Raw genomic sequence first — 14017 nt, forward strand, 5'->3', positions numbered from 1 at the left:
ATGCAGTCTGTTTTTTTAAAATATAGGAAAGTATATCATTTTCCAACTTTCTCTATATCTCTACGCGAAACGTTAGCTTAGCCGCCAGAGGGCGGCTTCAGCCGTTTACGCTTGTGCTTTCTTACGTTTGAAACGAAGCGCTACTCCAAGAATAAGCAAGCTTAAACCTAGGATTTGCATCATCAGATAACTCTCTTCTCCCGTTTTTGGAAGGTTGGTGACCGGTGGCGTAGTACCCGCATCAATACCGCCTTGTGGAACTTCAACGTCGATTTCGAAGAAAATTTCTTCTTCATTGCCGTCTTTGTCCTTCACGATAATAGAGAACTGATCCTTGCCCGTATAGCCTGGATTCGGTGTATAAACCCAATTTCCTTTGTCGTCGACTTTAACTGTACCGTGCTCTGGCTTCTCGCCAACGCTCGGCTTGCTGTCTTTTGGAATATCGACATTTCCTTCAATTGGTTTATCCTGCTCCGTCGTTTCATGCTCTACAGGTGGTTTTTCTTCACCTGGGGAAGTCGGAGGATTGGTTGGATCTACCGGAACCTCAGGATCTGGACCGCCTGGCGTTAAAGGTGGAAGTACTGGTGGCAAAACGGGTGGAAGAACGGGCGGCGTTGGAGCCGTGTACAAGCCCAAATCGATCGTCAGATCTTCCCATCCATTAGGCGCGCTTTGTCCAATGTGAATGATATCCGTATAACCCTCTTTTGTTTTGTTGGAGTCCTCGGCAGCAGAGAGGCCATCTGCTTCTGCTATTGTAGGAATATATCCAGCAGGAATCATAAATTGAACATAATATTGTCCGTTAATAAGATGATCAAACAAATAATAGCCAGGCTTGCCGTCGTTGTCATTAGCCGTTTTCGTTTGCTCAAGAAAGTTTTTATCCTTGTCAAATAGCTTAACAACGACACCGTTAAAGCCTGTTTCAACCGCTTCGTCCTGCTTGCCGTTCGAATTGCCGTCGTACCATACATAATTACCGATTTTACCTTTGGCAATCAACCCAAGATCAATCGTGTGGTCAATCCATCCTTCGGTGTGTCCAATCGTGATGATGGATGTGATTCCACTGTCATCCGTAGGGTTCGAATCTAGAGCTAAATTGGAGCCTGCACCAGCTGCGGTCTTTTCATAATCAATCGGATAGACGAACTGTACGAAATAGTTGCCTTCACGCAGATTATCGAACAGATAGTAGCCAGGCTTGCCGTCTGGACCGGTTATCGTTGTTGTTTCTTCATATGGTGCACCGGTTGCAGAGTCCTTGTACAGGTTGACTGTGATGCCGTTAATCCCTTGTGCAGCATTCTCGTTTTGAATGCCGTCACGGTTGCGGTCCAGCCATACATAGTTGCCAATCTCGCCTTTAGCGATCAGTCCCAAATCGATGCTTGCATCAATCCAACCAGCCGCTTCGCCGATTTCAATTTTTGCAGTAGTATGGGTGCCGTTTGTTCCATTAGAATCGATTCCGTCATTGTCGCCGCTTTCCGCTACAGTTTTCTCATAGTCGGTTGGCAGAACGAACTGTACGAAATAATCGCCTTCGAGCAGCTCTTTGAAGCTATAGTAGCCTGGTTTGCCGCTTGGATCGTTGGCTGTAGTCGTTTGTGCTACTGGAGTACCGGTTGCTGTGTCCTTGTATAGCTTGACGACAACACCATTAATGCCATCTGAATCTTTCTCATTCTGAATGCCGTCACGGTTGCGGTCATGCCATACATAATCGCCTAAGCTGCCGATTCCGATAAGCCCTAAATCGATCGTCAGATCATTCCAGCCACTTGGTGCTGATGCGCCAATCTCGATGACTTGAGTGAAGCCGTTCGTTGTCGAATTGGAGTCATCTGTCGTTGTTGTGCCAGACGCGGATGCTTTTGCAAGCCCAAAGATGCTCGGCACTTCAAATTCGACATAATAATTCCCGCCGACTAGGTGCTCGAATAAATAATAACCAGGATCACCAGCCGTATCATTTCCAGTTACGGTTTCTTCAAGCAGAACTTTGTTTTGATCGTATAGCCTGACTTTGATGCCATTGACGCCGTCTTTCTCTTCCTCGTCTTGCTTGCCGTTATTGTCGCGGTCTACCCATACATAGTTACCGATGCTGCCTTTGCCGACTAGACCCAAATCAATCGTGTGATCAATCCAGCCAGCCGCTTCTCCGATAACAATTTGCTGCGTAACTCCGCTGTTGTTTGTTTCGTTAGAGTCTGTACCTGAGTCAGGAACAGTTCCTTCAACCGTTTTGCTGTAGTCGTTAGGAATAACGAACTGTACGAAATAGTTGCCAGACAACAAGTGATCGAATAGATAGTAGCCAGGGTTTCCGCTGCCATCGTTCGTTGTTGTCGTAGTAGCAATAGCTGTACCATTCGGGTTATCCTTGAACAGCTTGACGACGATACCGTTAATGCCATTCTTTTCTAGCTCGTTTTGAATGCCGTCACGGTTGCGATCCAGCCATACATAATTGCCGATCTCACCGCGGGGATATAAGCCAAGGTCAATTGTTGGATCATCAGGAGCAAGGGCCGTAAGCACAATGTCTGCCGTTACACCCGATGCATCAATCGCATTGGAATCCGTGGCGATCGTGTCTTGATTTGATTTAGTTACATCATAGTCGTTCGGTACGACAAACTGAACGTGATAAGTTGCAAAAGGCAATCCTTTGAACGAATAATGACCAGCTTTTCCATCCTTGTCGCGAGTAAGCGTTGTAGCAATGACGTGATTGCCTGCATCAAGCAGTTTCACAGTAATGCCGTTAATGCCGTTCTCGCTTGCATCTTGAATGCCGTCTTCGTTTAGGTCAAACCATACGTAGTCGCCGATAGATCCTCGCGGATCGCCTGTGACCGGAATTTCATGCGTATCCGTTACAGGAGGCGTTTGCGCTGGGTCAGCTTTAACCGTATTCACGATGGAGGCACCGCTAACGTCAGCATTTGTTAATTGATACGGATAAGTAATTTCAATCGACTTTCCTGCTTCCAATGAAGGAATGGATGGAATGCCAGAAACCTTCGTGTCCGTAATGACGATATTCGTCAATGTGCTGCTGCCTGTGTTCGTGACCGTTACGAGGTAATCGATCCAATCACCTTCATCAGCACTTGATGCAGATGTTCTGCTGCTTGTTTTTACTACATTGACGCCTGCAGTAGGAATGCTTTCTGGATCCTCCAGAGGTTTGTCAGCTTCATTGTAATAAACGGTTGCCTTATTATCGAGATCGCTTAAATCGAAATCATCTGATGTTACGGAATATGTGCCATCTAGCACAATCTTCTTGCCAGGAGCTAACTTCTTAATCACGATATAAGGTTCGGTTCCTGAATTGCTTACGCTTGAAATAAGATCAGGACGCGAGTGCGTATTGCCGTTTATTGCAATAGAAGAGCCGTCGTACGTTAGCTTCGTGAAAGCAAAGCCTGCTTGATTGCGATCAAGCGTGTCCTGCACTTTAATGTTGTGTAAAGTAACCGATGAAGTGTTTGTAAATTCGATTTTATATTGCACTTCGTTGCCTGCAACAACGTAGCTAGTACTTGGCGCTTCTGTTGAAGAGCCTTTAGCTACAGCTTCAATTGTCTTGACCAAAGAAGCTGACGGGAACGAAGGAACCACAGAACCCTCTTCTACAAGACCTAAATCGATCGTGAAGTTTTTGATTTTATCCGTGTCTAAAACATCAATGGTGATGATGTCTGTACGATATGGCGTATGCGTATCGATAGGAGCACGTTTAGTGACTAAATTTGAGTCGGTATCTTCTTCGTGTGCAGGATCTGCTCCCGGCGTATTAGCCGTTGTCGGGGAATATCTCTCCGGCAGAACAAACTCGACTTCATATTCACCGGTAGGAAGGCCTTGGAACAAATAGTAGCCGGGGCTTCCATTTTGGTGATAGCCGGTAATCGTTTCTTTATACGGAGTGGCTACTCCATCCTTATACTTATAAAGGTTAACCTTTATACCGTTTATCCCGGCGCCTTGCCCGCTGTCCCCAGGATATTCTTCGTCCTGAATGCCGTTGCGGTTGCTGTCGAACCAGACGAAGTTCCCGATCTCGCCAAGCGGAACATGTTGATTGGTAGGATGCACCAGGAATCCGACTTTGTTAGGTTCTGCAGGCAGCATCGTTCTGCCGCTAGCTGCGCTTGTTGCTTGAATAGCAAAGGAGTTCCATGCTACTTTTCCAGTTTCAGTTCCTACTGGGGCGTTCATGTCCCAGCTAAGAACAATATAGTCACCTGGAGCCAAATCATTGCTACCGTCACTGCCTTTAATGTTTTTGATCTCAAAGTACAGCGATTGAATATCGGTTAGGTCATCACTTGTGAAGCTTGCTTGATTAATCCAGCCGTTCTTGCTGCCAACCGCATTGGGAAAGTTCACGATGGCGCTTTTGTCAGCTGAAAGACTGTAATATACATTCAGATCGTAGGTGACGGTTTTGCTTGGGCCGCCACTCTCAGGGACATAAGTAAATGTTTTTCCGGTACCTGAGGTTGGAGCTGAAGCAAGGTTTGGACGCCATTCGGAACCACGAGCCGTGTTTCCGAGTACGGATTGGTCACCGATAAACGGAAGGATATCGATTGCGTCAACCTTGGATAAACGAGTATTACCGCTGTTCTGTATAACCAGCTTGTAATCGGCTGAGCCGCCCTCATAGGTAGAACTGAATCTCGGGAATTCCGTATATTCAGAGCCTCCTACTACGCGTTCAAAAGGTGTAAATGAAATCGCTGGTTCCCCGCTGTAGCCGCCAGAGTTAGCGACGTCGAATACGGGTGCGAGATCTCCTTTGTTCCATTTTGCTGATTTAACGACAGCTGCCAAACTGACGACTACGGGTGCACTTGCATTGACATAATAGCGCTCAACAGGGTCAGCAGGATTAATGACAAACCCTAGAGCTGTTCCTGAGCGTCCTGTATTGTCGGAGGCCCAGCCCGGGAAGTCGGAAGGAGCAAATGGATTGCTATTCTGATCATGCCAGAACTGTGTTGTCGAGTTAGTTGGAGCTGCATAAAGATTGTTGACGTAATTAACCGATCCGCCTGTTGCTAGGGCGCCTGCGCGGATTTGACCACTGTAGGTAATGGTTAGCTGCGTACCTGGATCAAGAGAAATGCCTGCAGGCCATGACCATTTGGCAAGTGTTTTGCCATTCAAGTCGGGCAGTATTTCTAATTTCGGAGGTACTGCGCCAGCGGGCAAACCGGTAATCGTAAAGGACGCGGCTAGTGCTGTTGTTACATCAATCTGTTTCGGATTGGTATAGTAATTAAAATCCTGTGGCAGAAGGTCATAAATGATAGGATCTACCCATGGACCGGTCGCGTCTATTTTATTGCTCACTTTAATCGTAAATGGAACGATACTAAGTGGACCGTAAAATGCGCCTCCGGGCTGATTGTCCTTCGAAGCGGTAAGCCAAGGCTTCGGCTCATTAATAAGGAATGTCGATGGTGCCTTTCCAGGTGTTTTGGCAGCATATGCCCAGTTGCCAGGCGTTACTTCGGTCAAGGCGTCATAGGCAATGACGGCACAGTTTTTGATGATATCTCCTTGCTCGACACTCGGGTCCGCATTCGAAGTTACCGTACCGCAAGCAGCGTTCTCGCTTGATCTAGCGCCAGTTGCCGTGTCTAAAACCGTTCCTTTAATTTCAATTCCGCCGATTGTTTGATTGATAGGCAGCGTTGCGAAATTCCAAGAGACACTGACTAAAGAGTCGCCTGCAGGCACAATAATATTGCCCGAAGGACCAATGGTTAGTGTACTGCCTGTCGATGCTTTTTCAATTGCATTGCCGCTGGCGTTTGGAGTGAAAGATTGTACTCCGCCATTTTTCAATACATAAGAAAAAGAGGTCCATTGACGGTTTGGCATTTTCAATTGCGTATACGAAAGCTCCGTCGGAAGCGTATCGGTCAGAACCAAATTGCGAAGCTCTGAATTCGCGCCTGTAGCTGTATTCGTAATACCGCCAATGGTATAGGTTTGTTCTTGTCCGTGCCAACGGTATTGGAAGGTACGGTTCTTGCTGATTGCGCCTCCACCTGAGACAGGCGGTCCGAATTTTGTAATAACCTCTGCATCTTCATCGGTTACTTCTGTTTCGGTTGGTCCTTCTATGGTGTAGTGTTTCATCTTAACACTATTTGTTTGGTTATTGGGTCCGGACCAGCCGAGTTGATCTGGGAATTTGAGTGTGACGCGAGCTTCAAAATTTTGACCAGATGACAGATCAAAATTGGACCATGTAATGGTACGATTGCTCGTATCGATTACGGGAGTAACATTAGGACCTGCTGAATGTTGAATATCAGCAAGCGTCACGGTTGCGTTTGCCGGGTAAGTATCTACTAGGGTAATACCTTTAAGCGCGCCGGCAGGAAGGGTGTTACCCTTTTGTACCGATTTGATGCCCACTTTATAGCTTATTGCTCCGCCTACATTGAGTACAGTGCCTGTAAACCCGGAATCTTGGGTTTTGAAGGCTGCCCACTTGTCATATGTAGATTGTGTCGGAGTTGGTGTTGCTGTTGGTGGATTGGTAGGGACAGTCGTTGGATCCGCAGCAATCTTGACATCAATGCTGCTGGAGCTCACGTTTCCGTTTGAGAGTTCCGTAGCAGTTGCCGTATTTGACTTGGTAACAACGGAGTTGGTGTATGTGTTGCCCACCTTGACCTTGATTTCTATTTCTAGAGATTCTCCGGGATTGAGTTGACGGTTAATACTAACAGTATTTCCGGTTGCTCCAGCGCCTGTCACTCCTTGGATGTTAAAGGGAGCGGGAACAATGTCCTCGATCTTCAAGTCTTTTGCCAAAGCTACAGTGCTGGCAAGCGCTACATTAATGAAGTAACTGAATTCGTCATTCACGCTTACATCTGTCTTATCCGCGGTTTTAATAATCGTAAGCCCATCAATTGGCGTGCTCGCCTTTACTGGAGCCGCTAAGGGCAGCAGCGCTGTTTGCAACAGCAAGGCGAACAGAATGACCAAGGGGAGAGTACGACCTTTCCGCATGTTCTGAAATAGCATGGTTCTTTCTTCCTTCCTTTCGATCTGTTTTTACTTTTGCATGTGGCAGTATGACGCATCATTCCAGGTAAACGAGAATTAGCCGGATCAGCCTCCTTATTGAAGTCAGCCTGCTTGCTCTGAAGGTGGAAGTCGATGAAGTAATAGGCAGGTGCTTGGAAAATGTCAGGATCTTAGTAGCTGGTTCACTAATCGGCAAGGAAATTAATGCCTGATAGGATAAACACGCACGCTCACCTGTGCTGACGAATTTAGCAAGCTGCTCGAATCCTGAAGAATAATGTAGCCACGAAAAGAATAATGTTGAACAAATGAAAGTCCTGTACCGTCATCATTCGTCAAGTCACGACTTTATTCGCATCATGATTACTATATAGAGATCATCTGTACATTTTCTGAACAATATAGTTCGTTTGGCATGTATTCGTATGTTTTACGTAAATGATTATCAGAAAAATGCCGATATAAGAAATGGCAGAAATGAAAAATAAAATTCTAAATTTGACATGTTCCAGATTATATATGGGAGTGAAGCAATTGAAGGTGCTTTTAATAGATGATGAAAGACTAGCGCTCGTCCAATTGGAACGGATGTTGAACCAGGCGGCTGAACTGACTGCAATCGATACATTTCAGAACCCGCTGCATGCTGTAGAGCAGGCCGAAGCGCTGCAGCCTGATGTTGTATTTCTGGATATCCATATGCCGGAAATATCAGGCCTTCAAGCAGCGGAGCTTATCCAGCAGGCCTGCCCGGACGCAGATATTGTATTTGTAACCGCTCATGATGAATATGCGATTAATGCATTTGAACTAAATGCAGTGGATTATGTGCTCAAGCCCTTGCAAAAATCCCGTATCCAGAAGACGGTAGAGCGTTTAATAAGTCGGAGGGCGGGGCGAATAAAGTCGTTTCAGGACATCGATCAGCCACAAATGATTTATTGCTTCAAAACGCTGCGTTTTCAATCACAGGGGCTAACTCCAGAGATTCCAAAATGGCGAACGTCAAAGGCACAGGAGCTGTTTCTGTATCTGCTGCATCACCGCAAGCAGCTTGTCCATAAGTCTACGCTGCTGGAATTGTTTTTTCCCGAGATGGAATTGAAGCGCGCGATGACGCAGCTATATACGGCAATCTATCAAATCAGGCAATGTTTGCAGAAAATGGGGATGGAGCTGGCCATTCAGAACTCCAGTATTCAGGAGGGTTATATTCTCGACATGGGGCAAGTCGTTTTGGATACGGAAAAGTGGGAGCGGGAGCTTGCCAAACAAGATGATCTTGCAGGACAGAATAAAGATAAGCTTTTGCAGCTTCTTGACGACTATGAAGGCGATTATATGCAGGATTATGGATACATTTGGGCTGAAAATGAGAGAGAACGACTCCGTCAGCTATGGCTGAGCCGCGCAAGGGGGCTTGCTCAAAGCTTTCTGCAACACAAGGAGAGTCGCATAATTGCGCTTAATCTATTTGAAAGAATTCAAGCAGCTGATCCATATAATGAAGCGGAAGGCTTGATTGTAATGAAGCTTTACGATGAATTAGGCTTTTATGACAAGGTTTCAGCTCATTATGAGCGGTTAATATTAACGATGGAGAATGAACTCGGGTTGCCAGTAGCGGAACCGGTGAGCGCTTGGTACAAGCAGTGGCAGAGCCAAAGGATGGGAAAAGAGCACATCGGTTGAGAAAGGCAGCCGCTTTCAAGAAATACGACAGCTGAGACCGACTTCGGACTTTGATGCGCGTATTTTTTTTGTATATGGCACATTGCGTCAGTTAAAAGATAACGGTATAATAAACGGGAACAAACATTCTTATTTTCTGGCATCGAATGAAAACAATTTCACATAATTGACCATACTGATAAAACAATAGCATGACGAATGACAGAGCGGAGGTTTGGAATGAGCGAGCTTGCAAAAGAAGCAAAGCTGTTTGAGCTGAAATCGGATTATACGCCGCAGGGTGACCAACCTAAAGCGATCGAGCAGCTGTTAGAAGGTATCAAGGCCGGTAAGCGGCATCAAACGCTGCTCGGCGCAACGGGTACAGGCAAGACATACACCATTGCGAACATGGTGGAGAAGCTGAATCGGCCTACGCTGGTCATTGCACATAATAAGACGCTTGCAGCCCAGCTATGCAGCGAGTTCAAGAGCTTCTTCCCAAATAATGCGGTAGAGTATTTCGTAAGCTATTACGATTATTATCAGCCTGAAGCTTATATTCCATCGTCCGACACCTTTATTGAGAAGGATTCAAGCATTAACGATGAGATTGATAAGCTGCGGCACTCCGCGACCAGTTCCTTGTTCGAGCGTCGGGACGTTATCATCGTAGCGAGCGTGTCCTGCATCTACGGTCTCGGGTCGCCAACTGAATATGGCGGTCTAGTGTTCTCGCTTCGAGTTGGAATGGAGAAACCCCGTGATGCGATTCTTCATAGATTGGTAGACATTCAATATCAGCGCAATGACATTAGCTTTACAAGGGGGACGTTCCGCGTTCGCGGCGATATTGTCGAGATATTCCCTGTTGCGAATAATGAAAGGGCTATTCGGGTAGAGCTGTTCGGGGATGAAATTGAGCGTATCTCGGAAATTGACGTGCTTACAGGTGAAATTATAGGGGAACGCGAACATATCGCGATCTTTCCAGCGTCTCACTTCGTTACGCAGGAGGAGACGATGAAGGTCGCGCTCGTGAATATTGAACGAGAGCTCGAGGAGCGTCTTGCCGAGCTGCGCGAGGCAGGAAAACTGCTGGAAGCACAAAGACTGGAGCAGCGGACGAGATATGACCTGGAAATGATGGCGGAGATGGGGTTTTGCTCAGGCATCGAGAACTATTCCGGTCCGTTGACCTTTAGGGAGCGCGGTGCTACGCCATATACGCTGCTGGACTATTTCCCGGATGACATGGTAATCGTGATTGATGAATCGCATGTATCGCTGCCTCAAATTCGCGCCATGTACAATGGTGACCGCGCACGCAAGGAAATGCTCGTTAATCACGGGTTTAGGCTTCCGTCAGCGATGGATAACCGTCCACTTCGCTTTGAAGAATTCGAAGCGAAAGCGAAGCAGCTTGTGTATGTGTCTGCGACGCCAGGACCTTATGAAATTGAACATACGGACAAGATGATTGAGCAAATCATTCGTCCTACGGGTCTTATTGATCCGATCATAGACGTTCGTCCAACTAAAGGACAAATCGATGATCTTCTGAACGAAATCCGCGATCGGATTTCCAAGGATGAAAGGGTTCTTGTTACCACGTTAACGAAGAAGATGTCAGAGGATTTAACTGATTACATGAAGGAGATAGGCATAAAGGTCAGATATCTCCATTCCGATATCAAGACGCTGGAGCGGCTTGCTATTTTGCGTGATCTCAGGCTTGGCGTGTTTCATGTCCTTATCGGGATCAACCTCCTTCGTGAAGGGTTGGATTTGCCTGAGGTATCTTTGGTAACGATTCTTGATGCGGACAAGGAAGGTTTCCTCCGCTCGGATCGCGCGCTTATCCAAACGATTGGGCGCGCGGCACGGAACAGCGAAGGCCGCGTAATCATGTATGGCGACAAAATTACGGATTCCATGGATCGGGCTATCAAAGAAACCGATCGTAGGCGTACCATACAGCTGGCGTACAACGAGAAACACGGCGTTACGCCGCAAACGATTCGCAAAAAAGTACATGACGTCATCGAGGCAACGAAGGTAGCCGAACAGAAGGCTGATTACTTAACCGGGGTCGGAGCGGGCAAGATGAATAAGAAGGAACGTCTGGCGCTACTTCAAAGGCTGGAAGCGGAAATGAAGGATGCTGCGAAAAATTTGCAGTTTGAGAGAGCTGCTGAATTGCGTGACGCGCTGCTTGAGCTGCGTGCCGAAATGGGCTAAGTAGGAGGAGAAACGATTGGCTAGCGATAAAATAGTAATCAAGGGCGCACGTGCCCACAATTTAAAAAACATCGACGTCACCATCCCGCGCGATAAATTCGTTGTACTGACGGGGTTAAGCGGATCAGGCAAGTCATCACTTGCATTTGATACGATTTATGCAGAGGGTCAGCGTCGCTATGTAGAGTCCTTATCTGCTTATGCGCGTCAATTTTTGGGTCAGATGGAGAAGCCGGACGTGGATTCTATTGAGGGTTTGTCGCCAGCCATCTCCATTGATCAGAAAACGACAAGCCGCAACCCGCGCTCTACGGTAGGTACGGTAACCGAGATTTACGATTATTTAAGACTTCTATTTGCACGAGTAGGCAAACCTCATTGTCCGGATCATGGCATTGAAATTACCTCGCAAACGGTAGAGCAAATGGTTGACCGGATTATGGAGTATCCTGAGAAGACGAAACTGCAGATTCTGGCGCCATTAATTTCAGGCCGCAAAGGCGAGCATACGAAGCTGTTGGCGGACATACAGAAGCAAGGCTTCGTCCGGGTACGCGTAAACGGTGAGCTGCGCGAGTTAAGTGAGAACATTGAACTGGAAAAAAACAAAAAGCACAGCATCGAAGTGGTAGTGGATCGTATCGTCGTGAAATCGGATGTTCAGACAAGGCTGGCTGATTCGCTCGAGACAGCGCTGAAGCTGTCTGAAGGACGCGTGCTTGTCGACATTATGGATCAAGAGGAGCTTCTCTTTAGCTCGAACCTCGCATGTCCAGAGTGCGGTTTCAGCATTGAAGAGCTTGAGCCGCGGATGTTCTCTTTCAACAGTCCTTATGGGGCATGTCCAGAATGCGACGGCTTAGGTGTCAAGATGATCGTCGATCCTGATTTGCTTGTTCCGGATATGAGCAAATCCATTGAGGATGCGGCTTTCCTTGCATGGGCAGGCAGTACCTCAAATTATTATCCGCAGTTTTTAAGCGCCGTTTGCGTCCACTATGGCATTCGTCAGGATGTGCCGGTATCTGAGCTTGAGCCCGAACAGATGAAGAAGCTGTTGTACGGTACGGGCGGCGAACGCGTTCGCTTCCTTTACGAGAATGACTTTGGCCATCGGAAGGAAGCGTTTGTCCCATTCGAGGGTATCGTTCATAATCTGGAGCGTCGCTACAGGGATACCGCATCTGATATGATGCGCGAGCATATCGAGAACTATATGAGCGCCAAGCCGTGTGCAAGCTGCAAGGGACAGCGGCTGCGCAAGGAAAGCTTGGCCGTAACAATCCAGTCTCATCATATTTCCCAGGTTACATCGTTCTCGATCGGAGATGCACAGCGCTACTTTGATTCCTTGAAGCTTACACAGAAGGAGCTTACGATCGCAAGCTTGATTCTCAAAGAAATCAACAGCCGTTTAGGCTTTCTTGTGAATGTAGGTCTTGAGTATTTGTCGCTGAGCCGCGCAGCGGGAACGTTGTCAGGCGGCGAAGCGCAGCGGATTAGGTTGGCGACGCAAATCGGGTCCAGCTTAATGGGTGTCCTCTATATACTGGATGAACCGAGCATTGGACTGCATCAGCGTGACAATGATCGATTGATTGAGACGCTTGAGCATATGCGCGATCTTGGAAACACTTTGATAGTGGTTGAGCATGACGAGGATACGATGCTTGCTGCTGACTATATCATTGACGTTGGACCAGGCGCCGGCATTCATGGCGGGATGATCATTGCTGAAGGTACGCCAGAAGAGGTAATGGCAAATGAGCATTCGTTGACTGGACAATATTTAAGCGGACGCAAGTTCATAGAAGTACCTTCGGATCGTCGCAAGACGAATGAGAAGTGGTTAGAGGTTCGCGGAGCGAAGGAAAATAATCTCCGAAACGTTAATGTGAAAATTCCACTCGGCGTGTTCACTGCCGTAACGGGCGTTTCCGGATCTGGAAAATCGACTTTCGTGAATGAGATCTTGTATAAAACGCTTGCGCGCGACCTCAATAGGGCGAAAACACGTCCAGGTCAGTACAAAGAGCTTCGCGGGATTGAACATTTGGAGAAGGTTATCGATATTGACCAGTCACCAATAGGCAGAACGCCAAGATCAAACCCGGCCACGTATACAGGTGTATTTGACGATATTCGCGATCTATATGCAAGCACGACGGAATCCAAGGTTCGCGGCTATAAGAAGGGCAGATTCAGCTTTAATGTTAAAGGTGGACGTTGTGAGGCTTGCCGCGGTGACGGTATCATCAAAATCGAGATGCATTTCCTTCCAGATGTATATGTTCCTTGCGAAATTTGCAAAGGCAAGCGATATAACCGCGAGACGCTCGAAGTGAAATACAAGGGCAAAAACGTTGCAGAAGTGCTGGATATGACAATCGAGGATGCGTGCACCTTCTTTGAAAATATTCCGCGCATACTCCGCAAGGTACAGACTTTGTTGGATGTTGGACTAGGCTATATGAAGCTGGGCCAGCCTGGAACGACTTTATCCGGCGGAGAAGCGCAGCGCGTGAAGCTGGCTGCTGAGCTTTATCGTCGCTCGACCGGCAAAACGCTCTACATTTTGGATGAGCCTACAACGGGCTTGCATGTACATGATATCGACAGACTATTGAATGTCCTGCATCGTTTAGTGGATTCTGGTGAATCTGTACTTGTCATAGAACATAATCTGGATGTCATTAAGACTGCTGATTATCTCATTGATCTTGGGCCAGAGGGCGGCAGCGGCGGCGGTATGATCGTTGCTACCGGAACGCCTGAGCAGGTCATCAAAGTAGATCAATCTTATACAGGGAAATATTTGAAACCGATTCTAGAGCGGGATCGTGCGCGTACCGTTGCTTTGCATAAGGAGAAACAGCAGGTTGCTGCCGCGGCAAAGTAATCAAACATAAGAAAGCAGGCTGAGGATTTGAACTGCACCCCAATTGTTAGACACCATCTAACAATCTGGAGGTGCAGTTTTTTTGTCTAAGTTTAATATGAATTTGAAAATAGAGGCTATTCA

Annotated in this window: 4 protein-coding genes; 3 read left to right on the forward strand and 1 reads right to left on the reverse strand. The window is 47.1% G+C overall.

Translation table 11 applies throughout. The features are described from left to right. Positions 1 to 105 precede the first annotated feature (105 nt). A complete protein-coding gene (locus tag FHS16_RS23215; RefSeq protein ID WP_183568487.1) occupies positions 106 to 7080 on the reverse strand; it encodes an SdrD B-like domain-containing protein in 6975 nt (2324 codons plus the stop codon). Between the two features lie 543 nt (positions 7081 to 7623). Here FHS16_RS23215 and FHS16_RS23220 point away from each other — a divergent pair. The 3 genes from FHS16_RS23220 to uvrA all read left to right on the forward strand — a co-directional run bounded on the left by FHS16_RS23220 (position 7624) and on the right by uvrA (position 13894). Continuing rightward, on the forward strand, positions 7624 to 8775 hold the full coding sequence (locus FHS16_RS23220) for a response regulator (RefSeq protein ID WP_312891050.1): 1152 nt from the start codon (positions 7624 to 7626) through the stop codon (positions 8773 to 8775). Between the two features lie 219 nt (positions 8776 to 8994). After that, a complete protein-coding gene (uvrB, locus tag FHS16_RS23225; RefSeq protein WP_183568494.1) occupies positions 8995 to 10995 on the forward strand; it encodes an excinuclease ABC subunit UvrB in 2001 nt (666 codons plus the stop codon). Positions 10996 to 11011: 16 nt separating this feature from the next. Beyond that, positions 11012 to 13894: an excinuclease ABC subunit UvrA gene (gene uvrA, locus FHS16_RS23230; RefSeq protein WP_183568497.1), complete on the forward strand. Its 2883-nt coding sequence runs from the start codon at positions 11012 to 11014 to the stop codon at positions 13892 to 13894. The last annotated feature ends 123 nt before the right edge of the window (positions 13895 to 14017 follow it).

Origin of the sequence: Paenibacillus endophyticus (genome assembly GCF_014192395.1) — a bacterium.
Lineage (GTDB): Bacteria > Bacillota > Bacilli > Paenibacillales > Paenibacillaceae > Pristimantibacillus > Pristimantibacillus endophyticus.